Source organism: Brevundimonas denitrificans (assembly GCF_030160755.1).
Taxonomy (GTDB): Bacteria; Pseudomonadota; Alphaproteobacteria; order Caulobacterales; family Caulobacteraceae; genus Brevundimonas; species Brevundimonas denitrificans.
The window spans coordinates 1-16087 of record NZ_BSOY01000031.1; the positions used below are offsets into that span (position 1 = coordinate 1).

At 69.2% G+C, this 16087-nt stretch carries 13 protein-coding genes, 2 tRNA genes and 1 pseudogene; 11 read left to right on the forward strand and 5 right to left on the reverse strand.

From position 1 onward, the window contains the following. From QQJ79_RS08230 to QQJ79_RS08250, 5 genes and pseudogenes are all read left to right on the forward strand, one after another. Window positions 1-486: pseudogene (locus QQJ79_RS08230) on the forward strand (methyltransferase type 11); the annotation flags it as partial. Between the two features lie 131 nt (window positions 487-617). Continuing rightward, window positions 618-1211 (forward strand): YfbR-like 5'-deoxynucleotidase, encoded by a 594-nt coding sequence (locus QQJ79_RS08235; protein ID WP_284222474.1) that lies wholly within the window; start codon window positions 618-620, stop codon window positions 1209-1211. 3 nt (window positions 1212-1214) lie between these two features. Then, window positions 1215-2156 (forward strand): NUDIX hydrolase, encoded by a 942-nt coding sequence (locus QQJ79_RS08240; protein WP_284222449.1) that lies wholly within the window; start codon window positions 1215-1217, stop codon window positions 2154-2156. Window positions 2157-2241: 85 nt separating this feature from the next. Continuing rightward, window positions 2242-2331: transfer RNA gene (locus QQJ79_RS08245), tRNA-Ser, on the forward strand. A 697-nt stretch (window positions 2332-3028) separates the two neighbouring features. Continuing rightward, window positions 3029-4249 (forward strand): cupin domain-containing protein, encoded by a 1221-nt coding sequence (locus QQJ79_RS08250; protein ID WP_284222450.1) that lies wholly within the window; start codon window positions 3029-3031, stop codon window positions 4247-4249. Here the strand turns inward: QQJ79_RS08250 and QQJ79_RS08255 are convergent. Then, window positions 4234-5676 (reverse strand): aldehyde dehydrogenase family protein, encoded by a 1443-nt coding sequence (locus tag QQJ79_RS08255; RefSeq protein WP_284222451.1) that lies wholly within the window; start codon window positions 5674-5676, stop codon window positions 4234-4236. The two genes, QQJ79_RS08250 and QQJ79_RS08255, sit on opposite strands and share 16 nt — an antisense overlap. Before the next feature lie 123 nt (window positions 5677-5799). On the opposite strand from QQJ79_RS08255, the gene QQJ79_RS08260 reads away from it, so the two are divergent. Genes QQJ79_RS08260 through QQJ79_RS08275 form a run of 4 tightly spaced genes read left to right on the forward strand, consistent with a single transcriptional unit; the run spans window position 5800 to window position 12184 of the window. After that, window positions 5800-9441 carry a hydantoinase B/oxoprolinase family protein gene (locus tag QQJ79_RS08260; protein WP_284222452.1) on the forward strand — a complete coding sequence of 1214 codons (3642 nt, stop codon included), beginning with the start codon at window positions 5800-5802 and terminating at the stop codon, window positions 9439-9441. Between the two features lie 42 nt (window positions 9442-9483). Beyond that, window positions 9484-10209: a DUF969 domain-containing protein gene (locus QQJ79_RS08265; protein WP_284222453.1), complete on the forward strand. Its 726-nt coding sequence runs from the start codon at window positions 9484-9486 to the stop codon at window positions 10207-10209. After that, window positions 10206-11171: a DUF979 domain-containing protein gene (locus QQJ79_RS08270; protein ID WP_284222454.1), complete on the forward strand. Its 966-nt coding sequence runs from the start codon at window positions 10206-10208 to the stop codon at window positions 11169-11171. The genes QQJ79_RS08265 and QQJ79_RS08270 overlap by 4 nt, the downstream gene beginning before the upstream one ends. A gap of 2 nt (window positions 11172-11173) precedes the next feature. Beyond that, complete coding sequence (locus tag QQJ79_RS08275) at window positions 11174-12184, forward strand: DUF2891 domain-containing protein (protein WP_284222455.1); 1011 nt, start codon at window positions 11174-11176, stop codon at window positions 12182-12184. Here the strand turns inward: QQJ79_RS08275 and QQJ79_RS08280 are convergent. Continuing rightward, the gene (locus QQJ79_RS08280) at window positions 12181-12534 is read right to left on the reverse strand and encodes a DMT family protein (protein ID WP_284222456.1); all 354 of its coding nucleotides are present in this window, start codon (window positions 12532-12534) and stop codon (window positions 12181-12183) included. The two genes, QQJ79_RS08275 and QQJ79_RS08280, sit on opposite strands and share 4 nt — an antisense overlap. A gap of 62 nt (window positions 12535-12596) precedes the next feature. On the opposite strand from QQJ79_RS08280, the gene QQJ79_RS08285 reads away from it, so the two are divergent. Further along, window positions 12597-12672, forward strand: a tRNA-Thr gene (locus tag QQJ79_RS08285). Between the two features lie 10 nt (window positions 12673-12682). Here the strand turns inward: QQJ79_RS08285 and QQJ79_RS08290 are convergent. From QQJ79_RS08290 to QQJ79_RS08300, 3 genes are all read right to left on the reverse strand, one after another. Continuing rightward, complete coding sequence (locus QQJ79_RS08290; protein ID WP_284222457.1) at window positions 12683-13153, reverse strand: hypothetical protein; 471 nt, start codon at window positions 13151-13153, stop codon at window positions 12683-12685. Window positions 13154-13262: 109 nt separating this feature from the next. Beyond that, window positions 13263-15134, reverse strand: coding sequence for a ferrous iron transporter B (gene feoB, locus QQJ79_RS08295; RefSeq protein ID WP_284222458.1), 1872 nt, complete (start codon window positions 15132-15134; stop codon window positions 13263-13265). Then, window positions 15134-15442, reverse strand: coding sequence for a FeoA family protein (locus tag QQJ79_RS08300; protein WP_284222459.1), 309 nt, complete (start codon window positions 15440-15442; stop codon window positions 15134-15136). The genes feoB and QQJ79_RS08300 overlap by 1 nt, the downstream gene beginning before the upstream one ends. A 150-nt stretch (window positions 15443-15592) precedes the next feature. Here QQJ79_RS08300 and QQJ79_RS08305 point away from each other — a divergent pair, with 150 nt between their 5' ends. Beyond that, window positions 15593-16087 carry a c-type cytochrome gene (locus tag QQJ79_RS08305; protein WP_284222460.1) on the forward strand — a complete coding sequence of 165 codons (495 nt, stop codon included), beginning with the start codon at window positions 15593-15595 and terminating at the stop codon, window positions 16085-16087.

A 16087-nucleotide genomic window follows, 5' to 3' on the forward strand; every position in this document is an offset into this window, starting at 1 on the left:
GCCGCCGCCACGGCGGAACGCGCCGCCGATCAGGCCGCCGCCTCAGGCGACCGCGCCTCGGTCCGCGCCCCCGGCGTCGCCATTGAGTCGACCGGGGAAGACGCCACGGTCCGGCTGCCCGGCGTCCGCATCGAGACCCGCGGCGACAAGGCCAGCGTCCGCATCGGCGGCTTTCACATCGACGCCGACGACAGCGACGGCTCGGCCCGTGTCTCGGGCTCCAGCGGCGACGGCGACAATGTCAGCATCACCGCCCAGGACGACGCCGCCGAAATCCGCGCCAGCGCCGCGGGCGAGGCCACCCGGGCGAGCTGGATCCTGACCGACAGCCGCGCCTCGGAATCGGGCTGGCGGCTGGTCGGCTACGAGGCCCGCGGCCCGGTCGGCGGGCCTCTGGTGATCGCCACCGTCCGCTCCCGGGACCGGAACCGCGAACGCGCCTTCGAGGACGCCAAGGACCTCGTCGCGCTCAACGCCGGGGAATAACCACCCCGCAGGGAGGGCTCCGGCCTTGATCGCGGCGTCCTGATGCGTCACCAACCCTGCCCAGCAAGCAGGACAGATCCTTGGCCGTCACGCCCCGCCCTTCCGCGAAAGAACCCCGCGCCTGGCAGCGCATGCTGTCCGGCCGGCGTCTCGACCTGCTCGATCCCTCGCCCTTCGACATCGAGATCGAGGACATCGCCCACGGCCTGGCCCGCGTCGCCCGCTGGAACGGCCAGACCCTCGGCGAACACGCCTTCTCGGTCGCCCAGCACTCCTGCGTCGTCGAGGAGATCGCCGCCCACATCAAGCCGGGGCTTGAGCCCAAATGGCGGCTCGCCGCCCTGCTCCACGACGCCTCGGAATACGTCATCGGCGACATGATCTCGCCGTTCAAGGCGGCGCTGGGCGTCAACTACAAGGCCTTCGAGGCCCGGCTGGAAGGCGCCATCCACGTCCGTTTCGGCCTGCCGCCCCGCAATCCGGTCGAGATCAAGACCCTGATCAAGAAGGCCGACCGCGCCTGCGCCTTCTTCGAAGCCACCCAGCTGGCGGGCTTCAACAAGAAAGAATCGCTGACGCTCTTCGGCGCACCGCCGCCCGGCTATGACCTGATTATCGACCCCCTGCCCGCTCCGGTCGCCCAGCAGCGCTACCTCGAACGCTACCGCGTCCTGGCCGAGGCCGTCGGCCTGATGCCCGCCGCCGACGCCTGGCACACGGAATAGGCGATGGGCTCGCCGGCTGAACAGGGCGTCCGCATCGGCCTTTCGGCAGTCGTCATCGCCCTGCGCGACCGCAAGGCCTGCGTCCTGACCACGCCCGGCGACGACGCCGGCGCCGCCCTGCCCTTCGGCCCGTTCGACCCCGCCCGCGACCGCACGTTCGAGCGGGCGCTGCGTGACTTCGTCACCGCCCAGACCGGCTTTCGCCTCGGCTTCGTCGAACAGCTCTACACCTTCGGCGACCTGGGCCGCGCCAGCCCCCGCGCCACCCCCGGCCCGGAACGCCGCCGCGAAGTCTCGGTCGGCTACCTCGCCCTGACCGCCGACGCCGCCGAGACGCCCCTCGCCGACGCCCGCTGGACCCCGGTGCTGGACATCTTCCCCTGGGAAGACCGCCGCGACGGCGCGCCCGCCTGCCTCGCCCCGATCGTCGCCGACCTGACGGCCTGGGCCGCCGGCGATCTCCGCCGACAGGCCCGGATCGAAACCCTGTTCGCCACTACGCCCGCCCACCGCTGGAACGAGGGCCGGGTGCTGGACCGCTACGAGCTGCTCTACGAGGCCGGTCTCGTCGCCGAGGCCGCGCGCGACCAGGACCGGCCGCCGCTTCGCACCGCCCCCGGCCGTTCCATGGTCTCCGACCACCGGCGCATCCTCGCCACCGGCCTGGGCCGGTTGCGCAGCAAGCTGAAATACCGCCCGGTCCTGTTCGACCTGATGCCTCCGACCTTCACCCTGTCCGAACTCCAGACCGCCGCCGAGGCCATCACCGGCCTGTCGCTGCACAAGCAGAATTTCCGCCGCGGCGTCGAGCGCACCGGTCTGGTCCAGCCCACCGGCCGCCTTTCCGCCGCCACCGGCGGCCGCCCGGCCGAACTGTTCCGCGTCATCGACGGCGACCTGACCACCGGCGAGGCCCTCGGCCTGCCGCTGCCCGCGCAGCGCTGACGCGATTTCTCACCAGCCCGCTTGCGGCGCAGGCCGTCGCCCATTAGAGAAGCCGCTCGCTCGACCAAGCGTCCTACGGCCCCGCGGAGAGGTGGCAGAGTGGTCGAATGTACCGCACTCGAAATGCGGCGTGCCTTTGCGGGCACCGTGGGTTCGAATCCCACCCTCTCCGCCACCGTCTTCTGAATAATCGGCAGGGCGCCGACCCGCCATCGGAGCCTGCTCGTGCGGCCCCCGACGCGGTCGGTCGTCACCCAGCCTGGGGGCGCAGATGTTGGTTGTGCGACGCGTTCGCGATACGCGTAACAGTGTTGCGCAAGCGTGCGTCCCGTCCTAGGCTGACCTTCTGAGGCAGTGGGTAATGAGGGGCAAAGATGGCTGACCGACCTCAAATGCACCGAAGATCCTTTCTCGGTCGGATTCTCGGAGGCGCCACAGCGGTCGGCGCCCTGGGCGCCGTGACCGGCTTCGCGCCGGCCGCTCCCGCCACCGTCTGCACCGATGGCGACACCGGCGGGAATGCCGACCCGGTCGGACGGGGCCGCCGCTGCGCAGCGACATCGGGCTGCAGCGACAGCGATACCGGAACCTACGGCGACCCGAGCGGCAACGGTCGCCGATGCGCCGCTCCGACGCCGCCGGCCTCGGGCTGCAGCGACAACGACTCGGGAAACTACGGCGACCCGAGCGGCAACGGTCGCCGATGCGCGGTTCCGACGCCAAGGCCTTCGGGCTGCAGCGACAGCGACACGGGAACCTACGGCGACCCGAGCGGCAACGGCCGCCGGTGCGCGCCGGCGGCTTGCTCCGATGGCGATAGCGGCCGCTACGGCGATCCCGTCGGCCGCGGCCGTCGCTGCTAGTCGACGACCTTGGCCACAGCGATACTGCCCGGCCTGGCCGATCCGCTTCGCTGGCTGCTGGGTGACCAGTGCGCCCGGTTCCTGTCCGACTCCTATGAGCAAAGGGCCGTCGTGGCGCGCCACGGCGACCCGGCACGCTTCCGTGGGCTGTTGTCGATCGCCGACATCGACCGGATCGTCGCCGAACACGATCTGAAGCGCGGCATGCTGATGCTGGCTGACTCGGCGCGACGGCTTGAGGAAAGCGCCTTCGTCTCACCGTCCGGGGCCATCGACCGGGCCGCCGTCGCGCATCACTATCAGTTGGGCGCGACCATCATCCTCAATCAACTGCAGGAGTCGGACGGCGACATGGCGGCCCTGTGCCGCGCGCTGGAAAAACTGTTCAGCTGCCATGTCCAGACGAACACCTATCTGACGCCGCCGTCTTCGCAGGGCTTCCGGACCCACTACGACAATCACGACGTGTTTGTGATCCAGATCGAGGGCGAGAAGACCTGGACGCTCTACGATCGACCGGTCGCAGCGCCGTACCGCGGCGAGCAGTTCGAGCCGGGCGCGGGCCGTCCGGTGGGCGAGCCGGCGGAAGTCTTCGTGTTGAAGGCCGGCGACTGCGCCTATGTGCCACGCGGACTTCTGCACGATGCGGCGACGACCGGCGACCAGCCGTCATTGCACATCACCTGCGGCCTCATTGTGCGCACCTGGGCCGACCTGATGCTCGAAGCGATCTCTCAGGTGTGTGTCGAGGATCCCGCCTTTCGTCGCAGCCTCCCGCCGGACTTCGCCCGGCCCGACTTCGACCGGACCCGCCTCGCCGCCCCGTTCGAGGCCCTGATGGAGCGTCTGTCGAAGCAGGCCTCGCCGGACAGCGCGCTGGATCTCGCGATCCAGGATTTCATCGCCAGCCGCGAGCCTGACGTTTCGGGCGCTATCGCCGGGGCCCACGCCCCCCTGGCGGCCTCGTATGCTGCGCGCCCCTCAATCTGGCGGATTGAAGAGGAGCTGGTCGACGGCGCGCCCGGCGTCCGGCTGGTCTCCTCGACCGTAAACCAGAGCTTCCCGGGCCTGTCGCGGGGGGACCTCGAGCGGATGATGTCGGGCGAACCGTTCGGACCGGAGGAGCTCGAGGGCTCGGGCGGCGCGAAGGTTGTCCGCCAGCTCGTCGCCGCAGGCATGATTGCTGCGATCACGCCCGAGCGGGTCGGCGCGGATCAGCCCGCCGAATAGCTCGTCTTGGTCTGGGTGAAGAACTCCACCGCCGCGAACCCCTGTTCCCGCGCGCCGTAGCTGGATGATTTCGAGCCGCCGAAGGGCACGTGATAATCGACCCCGGCCGTCGGCAGATTGACCATGGTCATCCCCGCCTTCGCCCGCCGCTGGAAGTCACGAGCGTGCTTCAGCGAGCTGGTCACGATGCCGGCCGAGAGGCCGAACTCGACGCCATTGGCGATTTCCAGCGCCTCCTCGTAGTCCTTGACGCGGATGGTCGAGGCGACGGGGCCGAAAATCTCTTCATTGTTGATCCGCATATCCGCCTCGGTGTCGGCGATCAGGGTCGGCTGGACATACCAGCCCGGCTTTTCCATCTGCAGTCGCTGTCCGCCGGTGACCACCCGGCCGCCCTCGCCGCGCGCCACCTCGATGTAGCGGTAGGAGGTCTCCATCTGGTCCTCGGACACAGCCGGACCCATCTGGGTCTGCGGGTCGAGGGCGTCGCCGACGCGCAGGGCCGCGACCCGTTCGGCCAGGGCCGCGACGAAGCGGTCGTGAATGCCGCCCTGTACGATCAGCCGGCTGGAGGCCGTGCAGCGTTGGCCGGTGGCGAAGAAGGAGCCGTCGAGCGCGATCTGCACCGCCCGGTCCAGATCGGCGTCGTCCAGAACGATCAGCGGATTCTTGCCGCCCATCTCCAGCTGGACCCGCGCCTGACGTTTCACCGCGCCCGCCGCCACGCCCGCGCCGACGCCTTGCGAGCCGGTGAAACTGAGGCCGTCCACGTCCGGATGATCGACGATCGCCTGCCCGACCCGGCCCCGCCCGACGACCATGTTGAGCACGCCCTTGGGCAGGCCCGCTTCATGCAGGATGGCGACCAGGGCCTCGGCCGTCGCGGGCGTGGGGCCGGCTGGCTTCATCACCACCGTATTGCCGAAGGCCAGCGCGGGCGCGGCCTTCCAGGCCGGAATGGCGATGGGGAAATTCCACGGCGTGATCAGGCCATAGACGCCGACCGCCTGACGATAGGTCTGGATTTCCACGTCCGGCCGCACCGAGGCCAGGTTCTGACCGTGAACGCGCAGGGCCTCGCCGGCGAAATATTTCAGCACCCGGCCGGCGCGGACCGTCTCGCCGATCCCTTCGGCCAGGGTCTTGCCCTCCTCGCGCGACAGCAGCCGGCCCAGGGCCTCGCGCCGCTCCATCACCAGGGTCCCGGCGCGGTCGAGAACATCCGAGCGTAGTTCCGGCGACGCCTCGGACCAGCCCGTGAAGGCCGCCTTCGCCGCCGCCACCGCCGCATTGACCTCGGCCTCGCCGCCGTCGGGGGTGCGGGCGACCACCTCGCGGGTGTCCGACGGATTGAGGCTCTCGCCCGGACGCTCGGCTGAGACCTTCTCGCCGTTGATCCAGTGGTTCAGTTCGATCGTCTCGGTCATGGCGGGTCCCCGGTCTGGCAGGGTCGATCTAGCAACCGAAGCGGCTCTGCGACAGGCCTCTGACCGAACAGACGCCGCGAAGTCTGCGATAAGCTGTCCGGAATGACCGAGTCGGAGCCGATGATGAGCGCAGCGCAGACCGGAACGGCGGCGGGCTGGCGCTTCTGGATCGACCGGGGCGGCACCTTCACCGACATCGTCGCCCGCGCGCCGGACGGGGCGCTGCAGACCCGCAAACTTCTGTCGGACAATCCCGAACAATACGCCGACGCCGCGGTCGAGGGTGTCCGGCGAATCCTCGGCGCCGGGACCGGGCCCCTCCCCGCCGGTCTCGTCGACGAAGTCCGCATGGGCACCACCGTGGCCACCAACGCCCTGCTGGAGCGCAAGGGCGAACCGGTCGTTCTGGCGATCACCCGCGGCTTCGGCGACGCCCTGCGCATCGGCTGGCAGAGCCGGCCCGAGCTGTTCGCCCGCCATATCGTACTGAACGACCAGCTCTATGATCGGGTCATCGAGATCGACGAGCGGGTGCGGGCCGACGGCGGCCTCGACCGGCCGCTTGACGAGGACCGGGCGCGGGCCGACCTGACAGCGGCGCGGGCGGCCGGCTTCCGCGCCGTGGCCATCGTTCTGGTGCACGGCTGGCGTTTCACGGACCACGAACGGCGGCTGGCGGCCATCGCCCGCGAGATCGGCTTCGAACAGATCTCGGTCAGCCATGAGGTCGGGGCGCTGATCAAGCTGATCGGGCGCGGCGACACCACCGTGGCGGACGCCTATCTGTCGCCGATCCTCAGGGCCTATGTGAACCGGGTCGGCGCGGACCTCGGCCCGTCGACGCCGCTGCTGTTCATGCAGTCCAGCGGCGGACTGACGGCGGCCGAGGCGTTCCGGGGCAAGGACGCCATCCTGTCCGGTCCGGCGGGCGGCGTGGTCGGCATGGCCGAGACCGCGCGGGCGGCCGGCTTCGACCGGGTCATCGGCTTCGACATGGGCGGGACCTCGACCGACGTGTCCCATTTCGCCGGCGACTATGAGCGGACCTCGGACGCCGTGGTGGCGGGGGTGCGTTTGCGGGCGCCGATGCTGGGCATCCACACCGTGGCGGCGGGCGGCGGCTCGATCTGTCGCTTCGACGGCTCCCGGTTGAGGGTCGGCCCGGAGTCGGCCGGCGCCGTGCCGGGTCCGGCCGCCTATCGCCGGGGCGGCCCCCTGACGGTGACCGACTGCAACGTCATGCTGGGCAAGCTGCGGCCCGATCAGTTCCCCGCGGTGTTCGGCCCAAATGGCGACCAGCCGCTCGACGCGGAGGCAGTGAAGGCCGGATTCGCGGCGCTGGCCATCGAGGTCAGCCGCGCCACGGGCCGCACCGCAACCCCGGAAGCCCTCGCCGAAGGCTTCATCACCATCGCGGTGCAGAATATGGCCGAGGCGATCAAATCGGTCTCCATCCAGCGCGGCTATGACGTCACCCGCTATGTGCTGAACTGCTTCGGCGGGGCGGGCGGGCAGCACGCCTGTCTGGTCGCAGACGCCCTCGGCATGACCCGCGTCATGCTCCACCCCTTCGCCGGGGTTCTGTCGGCCTGGGGCATGGGTCTGGCCGAGGTGCGCGCCATCCGTCAGGCGACAGTGGCCGCGCCGCTCGATTCGACGGGCGATGCGACTCTGGCCGACCGGGTCACCGCGCTCGACCGTCAGGCGCGCAGCGACCTGGCCGCCCAGGGCTTCGCGGAACCGGCGCTCACCACCCTCGTCCGGGCGGAGATCAAATTCGCCGGGTCCGATACGCCGCTGGTCGTTCCCTTCGGTCCCGCCAGCGAGATGCGCGCGGCCTTTGAGGCCCTGCACCGGCTCCGGTTCGGCTTCTTCGCCGAGGACAAGGCCCTGGTCGTCGAGATGCTGGAAGCCGAAGCGGTCGCGGCCTCGGGACAGGCGCCGTCGATGTTCGTCGGCGGCGCATCGGGCCAGGCCCCGGTCGCCGTCACGCGGGTCCCGGTGCGGATGGCGGGCGCAAGTCATGAAGCGCCGGTCTATCAACGCGCTGACTTCGGGCCCGGCGCGTCTGTGGACGGCCCCGCCATCATTCTGGAGGACACCGGCACCACCGTGGTCGAACCCGGCTGGAGCGCCGCGACCGACGCATCGATGAACCTGATCCTCGAACGCACCGTCCCCCTGCCCGAACGCCGGGCCATCGGCACGGACGCTGACCCCATCATGCTGGAGGTGTTCAACAGCCGTTTCATGGCCTGCGCCGAACAGATGGGCGAGGCGCTCAGGGCCACGGCCTATTCGGTCAACATCAAGGAACGGCTCGATTTCTCCTGCGCCATCTTCGACGCGACCGGGGCGCTGATCGCTAACGCCCCCCACATCCCCGTCCACCTCGGCTCGATGGGCGAGAGCATTCGCACCGTGATCGCTTCCCGCGGCGGCCGCGCGGACGGGCGCGGCATGAAGCGCGGCGATGTCTATATGCTGAACGCCCCTTACAACGGCGGCACCCACCTGCCCGACATCACGGTGATCATGCCGGTGTTCCTGGAGGCGGACGAGGCGCCCGCCTTCTTCGTCGCGGCGCGCGGCCACCACGCCGACGTCGGCGGGATCACCCCGGGCTCGATGCCGCCCTCATCGAAGACTGTCGATGAAGAGGGCGTCCTGATCGACGACTTCCTGCTGATCGACGCCGGACGGCTGAGGGACGCCGAAACCCGCGCCCTGTTCGCCTCGGGCCGCTATCCGTCGCGCAATGTCGATCAGAACATGGCCGACCTGAAGGCCCAGGTCGCCTCCTGCGCCCGCGGCGGCGACGAACTGACCCGGATGGTCGCCGAGTTCGGCCGGTCCGTCGTCGCCGCCTATATGGGCCACGTCCAGGACAATGCCGAAGAGGCCGTGCGGCGCGCCATCGCGGCGCTGAAGCCAGGATCGTTCGCGCTGGAGATGGACGACGGCTCTGTCATCCGGGTGCGGATCGAGGTGGACCCCGAGGCCCGCAGCGCCGTCGTCGACTTCACCGGCACAAGCGACCAGCTGCCCAATAATTTCAACGCCCCGCTGTCGATCGCGCGGGCGGCGACCCTGTACGTCTTCCGGACCCTTGTGGACGACGCCATCCCGCTGAACGAAGGCTGTCTGAAGCCGATCCGGCTGATCGTGCCTGAAGGATCAATGCTGAACCCCCGCTATCCGGCGGCTGTCGTGGCCGGGAACGTCGAGACCAGTCAGGCGGTCGTGGATTGCCTGTACGGCGCCCTCGGCGTGCTGGCCGCGAGCCAGGGCACAATGAACAATTTCACCTTCGGCGACGAGACCCGCCAATACTACGAAACCATCGCGGGCGGCTCCGGCGCCGGGCCGGGCTTCGACGGCGCCTCTGCGGTCCAGACCCATATGACCAACAGCCGGCTCACCGACCCCGAGGTGCTGGAGACCCGCTTCCCCGTCCTGCTCGAGGAATTCTCGATCCGGCGCGGCTCGGGCGGCGCCGGCGCCAACCGGGGCGGCGACGGGGCGGTCCGTCGGGTGCGATTCCTTGAGCCGCTGACGGCCGCGATCCTCTCCAACCACAGGCGCACAGCGCCCTTCGGCATGGCGGGCGGCGAGGACGGGGCGGTCGGAGTGAACCGGGTCGAACGGGCTGACGGCTCTGTCGAACGCTTGGGCGCAACCGCCGAGGTCGGGATGGCTGTCGGCGACGTCTTCGTCATTGAAACACCGGGCGGCGGCGGCTTCGGCGCGAAAAAGGCTTCCTGAGCCGCCGGTTCGGCGCAACCATCGCCCGAGGGGGAGATTCCAATGCTGGTGCTTCTGGGAATAGCGGTCGTGGTCGCGGGCTTCGTCGCCCGCATCAATCCGCTGCTGGTCATACTGATCGCCGCCATCGTCACCGGGGTGACGGCGGCTGGGGCGCCCGGCGTCGACGCCCGGGCGCTGGCCAAGGCGGGCGTGGACACGCTGGCGGCCTTCGGCGACGCCTTCAACGATAACCGCTATTTCCACATCACCTGGCTGATCCTGCCGGTGATAGGCCTGCTGGAGCGAGCCGGCCTGCAGGAGCGGGCCCGGATGCTGATCGCCCGGGTCAAGGCCGCCACCGCCGGACGCCTGCTGCTCAGCTATCTGCTGGTCCGCCAGGCCACCTCGGCGCTCGGCCTGACCTCGCTGGGCGGCCATCCGCAGATGGTCCGGCCGCTGGTCGCGCCCATGGCCGAGGGCGCGGCGGAGGTCCAGGCGGGCGGCGACCTGCCCGACAAGGTCCGCTTCCGCATCCGCGGCATGTCGGCCGCCACCGACAACATCGGCCTGTTCTTCGGCGAGGACATCTTCATCGCCATCGGCTCGATCGTGCTGATGGTCGGCTTCCTCGAACAGGCGGGGATCATCGTCGAGCCGCTGCAGCTGTCGGTCTGGGCCATTCCCACCGCCATCGCCGCCTTCGCCATCCACGGGGCGCGCCTGCTGCTGTTCGACCGGGAGATCCGGCGGGACCTCGCCGCCCGCGATGCGGAGGCGGGCCAATGATCACGCTCGAGCACGCCTATATCCTCGTCGGCCTGATGTTCCTGGCCTTCGCCGTCCTGACCCTTCGCGACGCCGGGCACCCGACGCGCATCCGCAGCGCCCTCTTCTGGGGCCTGATCGCCGCCTCCATGCTGTTCGGCTCCTGGCTCGGTGGTCTCGGCAACGGCATTCTGGTCCTTGCCCTCGTCGCCGTGGGCGGTCTCAAGGCGCTGGGGGTCGGCCGCCCGGCGACGACCTCGCCCGAGGAACGGCGCGAGAGTGCGACCCGGCGGCGGAACGCCCTGTTCATCCCCGCCCTGATCGTGCCCCTGATCGCGGTCGGCGGCACCCTCGCGGCGAAACACACCAGTGTCGGGGAATGGCTGATCTCCTCGACCCAGACGACGCTGATCGCACTCGGCCTCGGCTGCATCCTCGCCCTGATCGCCGCCATGGCATGGCTGCGCCCACCGGTCATGGCCCCGGTGCAGGAAGGTCGACGGTTGATGGACTCCATCGGCTGGGCGGCCCTGCTGCCGCAGATGCTGGCCTCGCTGGGCGCGGTCTTCCTCGCCGCCGATGTCGGCGGCGTGGTCGGCGAACTGGTCACCCAGGCCGTGCCGATGAGTTCGCCCCTGCTGGCCGTGGCGGCCTATTGCCTGGGCATGGCGCTGTTCACCATCATCATGGGCAACGCCTTCGCCGCCTTCCCTGTGATGACCGCCGCCATCGGCCTGCCCTTCGTCGTGGGGCAGTTCGGGGGCGATCCGGCGATCGTCTGCGCCATCGGCATGCTGGCGGGCTTCTGCGGCACGCTGATGACGCCGATGGCGGCCAATTTCAACGTGGTGCCGGCCAATCTTCTCGAACTGCCGGATCGAAACTCGGCCCTGAACGGTGTCATCCGGGCCCAGATTCCCACCGCCCTGATCCTGTTGGGCGTCAACATGGCGCTCATGTACTTTCTGGCCTTCCGGTTCTGAACATGACGCATGCCCTCGACGCCGCCACCGCCTCCCGCTTCGCCGCCGCCGCTCTCGGCCATGTGACGCGCGAGTACCCGAACAAGATGGACCACGTCCTGTCAGGCCCCGAAGACGTCCAGGGTCCCCGCGCCCTGCATCCGATCTTCTTCGGCAGCTTCGACTGGCATTCCTGCGTCCACGGCTGGTGGACCCTGTTCACCCTGCTGCGGCTCTATCCGGACATGCCTGAGGCGGCTCGGATCACAGCCCTCGCGGACGAACTCTTCAGCGCGGACAACGTCGCCGCGGAAGCCGCCTATCTCGATCGCCCCGGCAGCCGGGGCTTCGAACGGCCCTATGGCTGGGCCTGGCTGCTGATGCTGGCGGCGGAGTTGGAACGGCATGGCGGCGGCCGTGGGGCCGTCCTGCGTCCGCTGGCCGAGGCTTTCGCAAGGCGATTCATCGACTTCCTGCCGCTCGCCGACTATCCGGTCCGCGTCGGGACCCATTACAACACCGCTTTCGCCCTGAGGCTGACGCTCGATTACGCGGAGAGCGCCGGCGACGCCGCCTTGATCGCCTTGTGCCGAAACCGCGCCCTGCGCTGGCACTCAGGCGACCGCGACTGTCAGGCGTGGGAGCCGTCGCAGGATGAGTTCCTGTCGCCGGCGCTGATGGAGGCCGTCCTGATGCGACGCGTGATGGCTCCGGACGTCTTCGCAGATTGGTTCGCCGCCTTCCTGCCCCGTCTCGACCGGCGCGAGCCCGCGACGCTTTTCCAGCCCGCCGGCGTCAGCGACCGCTCCGACGGCAAGATCGCCCATCTGGACGGCCTCAACCTGAGTCGAGCCTGGTGCTGGCGCGAGATCGGTTCAGCGCTGGCCGCCGACGATCCGCGACGCCCGATCGCCCTTCAGGCCGCTGACGACCATCTGGACGCCGCCCTGCACCATGTCACCGGCGACTATATGGGCGAGCACTGGCTGGCCAGTTTCGCCCTGCTGGCCCTCCTGGCCGGGCCGGACGCCTAGAGCGGGCCGCGGAACACGAACCAGGCCCCGGCGACGATCAGGGCGAAACCGACCGCATGGTTCATCGTCAGCTTCTCCCCCAGGAAGGTCACCGAGAAGACCGCGAACACGATCAGGGTGATGACCTCCTGCATCGTCTTGAGCTCCGCCGCCGAATAGACCTGATGGCCGATCCGGTTGGCGGGAACCGCTAGGCAGTATTCGAAGAAGGCGATGCTCCACGCCACGATGACCACCAGCCAGAGCGGCTTCGACCCGAACTTCAGGTGACCGTACCAGGCCAGAGTCATGAAAACATTCGACGCCGTCAGCAGCAGGATGGGCGCGACCTGGGCGAATGAAAGGGGCATGGCGGACCTGTCTTGACGTCGTCCGCCATGCGCCAGCATAAGGGCCGCCCGTCAAGGCGGCGGCCGGCTTAGCTCAGTTGGTAGAGCGCCAGTTTTGTAAACTGGATGTCGCGGGTTCGATTCCTGCAGCCGGCACCATCTCACCCCCTCAGAAGATCAGACCGCTCCGTGCATCATGCAGCCGGGCGAAATGCCCTGCCGCGTCCTGACCGAACAGCACCGGATCGGCGGAGTGGGCGTCTTCGATCACGGCGAGGATGACGTCGAGGGACTCCTTGCGGCTCGGTTGTCCGCCCTCCGCAATGCGATCCAGCAGAGCCAGAAGGTTCTCGCGCCGTTCCAAGGCCTGGGCCTTCAGAGCTTTCGCGCTCGGCGTCCGACGCACGGGGACCTTGGGTTCGGGCGGAAGCCCGCCAGAGGCCGGAATATCGAAGAAGGCGCTGTCCAGCGGACCGATCGCGTCCCGATCGTCGATCAGGAAGGGCGCCTCCGCATCCCGCGTGCCCGCCACGGAAATGGCCTCCAGGGGCGCCGGCTCGACCGCGACGCGGGTCTTGCCGCAGCGTCGGCACAGGTCCGACCGATGCCGCTCGGACCAGTAGAATTCATGTCGACACAACAAAGGCCTTAGCGGCGACAGCATGATTTCCCCCCGAACAATCAAGGGATTCGCCTCAACGGCTCGCTCTTGTCAACCACGGTCACTCGGCAAGCGAACAGCCGGCAGCCTAGCCGCCGCCCAGGCTGACAGCCACGCGATAGACGACGAAGGCCGCCAGATAGGCCAAGCTGAACATGTAGATGACCATCACCCACATCCATTTCCAGGAATTCAGCTCGCGCTTGACCACGCCGAGCGTCGCCACGCACTGGGGAGCGAAGACGTACCAGGCTAGGAAGGCCAGCCCCGTCGCCAGGGACCACTGGGCCGCCAGGGTCGCGCCAAGCAGGCTGGTGGCGCTCTCGGGATCAGCGACGGCATAGACGGTGCCGAGGGCCGCGACGGCGACCTCCCGGGCCGCCATGCCAGGCACAAGCGCGATCACCATCTGCCAGTTGAAGCCGATAGGCGCGAAGATCGGCTCCAGCGCGTGGCCGATCATGCCGGCGAAGCTGTAGTCGATGGCCGGCTGGGTCGCCCCTTCCGGCGGATAGGGGAAGGTCGCCAGGGCCCAGACGATGACCATCAGCGGCAGGATGATCCGTCCCGCCCGCTCGAGGAAGATGCGGGCCCGAATCCACAGATTGAACAGCACGCTCTTGAAGTCGGGCGTCTTGTAGGCCGGAAGCTCCATCATGAACGGCTCGACGGCGCCGCGCCAGAACACCTTGCGGATGACGAAGGACACGGCCAGGGCGCTGATAATGCCTGCGGCGTAGAGGCCGAACATCACCAGACCCTGCAGGCTGGCGAAGCCCCAGACCCTCTCATTCGGGATGAAGGCGGCGATGATCAGGGTGTAGACCGGAATCCGCGCCGAACAGGTCATCAGCGGCGCCACCATGATGGTGGTCAGCCGGTCGCGCTTGCTGTCGATCACCCGCGCCGCCATCACCCCGGGAATGGCGCAGGCGAAGCTGCTGAGCAGGGGGATGAAGGCGCGCCCGTGCAGGCCGGCGCCGCCCATGATCCGGTCCATCAGGAAGGCGGCCCGGGCCATATAGCCGAAATCCTCGAGCACGATGATGAACAGGAACAGGATCAGGATCTGCGGCAGGAAGACGAGCACGCTGCCGACTCCGGAGATCAGGCCGTCGACGATCAGGCTCTGCCAGATGCCGTCGGGCATGACCGCCGCCACCCAGCCGCCGAGGGCGCCCAGGCTGGCCTCGATGCCGTCCATCAGCGGGGTGGCCCAGGTGAAGACGGCCTGGAACATCACGAACAGCAGCGCGCCCAGAATCAGGAGCCCGCCGACCGGATGCAACAGGACGGAATCGATCCGGCCGGTCAGGGTATCGGGCCGTTCCGGCGGACGGACGCAGGCCTTCATGATCCGCTCGGCCTCGCGCGCCGCGCCGCGCAGGGCGTCGGCGTCCGGCGCGGTCCAGGCGTTCTCTTCCGAGGGGGACAACGCGCCCGCGGCGACCTCGATGGCGGCGATCAGCTCGTCGATGCCGCGCTTGCGCGTCGCCGTCGTCGGCATGACCGGCAGGCCCAGCTCGGCGGACAGCCGTTCGAGATCGATACGCAGGCCCTGGCGCTGGGCGATGTCGTACATGTTGAGCGCCAGCACCATCGGCCGGCCGACGGCCTTCAGCTCCAGCACCAGCCGCAGGACCAGCCTCAGGTTGGTCGCATCGGCGACGGCGACGATCACGTCCGGCGTCTCCTCGCCGGCCAGCCTTCCCAGAACCGCGTCGCGGGTGACCTCTTCGTCGGGGCTGCGGGCGCGCAGGGAGTAGGTGCCCGGCAGGTCCAGGACGGACATGGTCCGGCCGGTCGCCGACCGGATCAGGCCTTCCTTCCGCTCCACCGTGACGCCCGCATAGTTGGCGACCTTCTGGTGAGCGCCGGTGAGGGCGTTGAACAGGGCTGTCTTGCCGCTGTTCGGGTTTCCGACGAGCGCGACCCGCGCGCTCCGCACCGCCATGTCCATCAGGCGGGAACCTCTTCCGACGCGAATTCGGCGCCCGCGACCCGGGCCGCTTCGAATCGCACCGTCAGGCTGGCGGCCTCATGCCGCCTCAGCGCGACCCGCATGTCGTCCACCTTCATGGCGATGGGGTCGCGGCCGAACAGGCCCTCATGGAGCAGTTCGACAGTCGCGCCCTCGACGAACCCCAGTTCCAGCAGCCGACGCTCCAGCTCCAGCCCATGCTCGTCGGTCCGGGCGTGGTCGCCCACGCGGACGATGACGCCGCGATCGCCTTTCCGGGCGTGGCTGAGCTTCAGGGTGTCGGTCATCACGCTCGTGAACCAGCGGCGCGAACTCAGCGCCTGTTGACACTGATTATCAGGTGCGACTGGCTTTCGTCCAGCCCGGCATCTCGCCGCAGGCGGTTTGTCCGCCGTGATGGTTGGGCTATCACAGGCGCACGCTACCGGAGACAGCCGATGAATCGCCCCGCCCTGATCGTCCTCGCCTCTCTGGCGCTGACCGGCTGCGGCCAGGGTCAGGCCCCGGCCGAAACATCGGGCGCGCAGGCGGCTCCGGCCGCGCCCGTGCCGACAGCGGCGGAGAAGGCGACATTGCTGGCGGCCCTGCCCGCGCCATACAACGCAGCCGATCTGGACAACGGCCGCCGCGCCTTCGCGCGCTGCCGCTCATGCCACACCATCACCGAAGGCGGGTCGAACATGACCGGGCCGAATCTGTACGGCGTGTTCGGTCGTCAGGCCGGAGCCCATCCGGGCTTCAATTATTCGGAAGCGATGACGGAGGCGGACTTCGTCTGGAACGGCGAACGACTGGACGACTGGCTGGAAAACCCCCGCACCTTCCTGAAGGGCACGAAGATGAGCTTCGCCGGCATCCCGGACCCCATCGATCGCCGCGACGTCATCGCCTTCCTCATGGTCGAGACGGGCCACACGACGCCGCAGTCCTGA

What these genes read in the sequence shown, in the direction of transcription:
- QQJ79_RS08305 (WP_284222460.1), top strand. Translation starts at nt 15,593, where the DNA reads ATGAATCGCCCCGCCCTGATCGTCCTCGCCTCTCTGGCGCTGACCGGC.
- QQJ79_RS08275 (WP_284222455.1), top strand. Translation starts at nt 11,174, where the DNA reads ATGACGCATGCCCTCGACGCCGCCACCGCCTCCCGCTTCGCCGCCGCC.
- QQJ79_RS08235 (WP_284222474.1), top strand. Translation starts at nt 618, where the DNA reads ATGCTGTCCGGCCGGCGTCTCGACCTGCTCGATCCCTCGCCCTTCGAC.
- QQJ79_RS08260 (WP_284222452.1), top strand. Translation starts at nt 5,800, where the DNA reads ATGAGCGCAGCGCAGACCGGAACGGCGGCGGGCTGGCGCTTCTGGATC.
- QQJ79_RS08280 (WP_284222456.1), bottom strand. Translation starts at nt 12,534, where the DNA reads ATGCCCCTTTCATTCGCCCAGGTCGCGCCCATCCTGCTGCTGACGGCG.
- QQJ79_RS08270 (WP_284222454.1), top strand. Translation starts at nt 10,206, where the DNA reads ATGATCACGCTCGAGCACGCCTATATCCTCGTCGGCCTGATGTTCCTG.
- QQJ79_RS08265 (WP_284222453.1), top strand. Translation starts at nt 9,484, where the DNA reads ATGCTGGTGCTTCTGGGAATAGCGGTCGTGGTCGCGGGCTTCGTCGCC.
- QQJ79_RS08240 (WP_284222449.1), top strand. Translation starts at nt 1,215, where the DNA reads ATGGGCTCGCCGGCTGAACAGGGCGTCCGCATCGGCCTTTCGGCAGTC.
- QQJ79_RS08300 (WP_284222459.1), bottom strand. Translation starts at nt 15,442, where the DNA reads ATGACCGACACCCTGAAGCTCAGCCACGCCCGGAAAGGCGATCGCGGC.
- QQJ79_RS08255 (WP_284222451.1), bottom strand. Translation starts at nt 5,676, where the DNA reads ATGACCGAGACGATCGAACTGAACCACTGGATCAACGGCGAGAAGGTC.
- feoB (WP_284222458.1), bottom strand. Translation starts at nt 15,134, where the DNA reads ATGGACATGGCGGTGCGGAGCGCGCGGGTCGCGCTCGTCGGAAACCCG.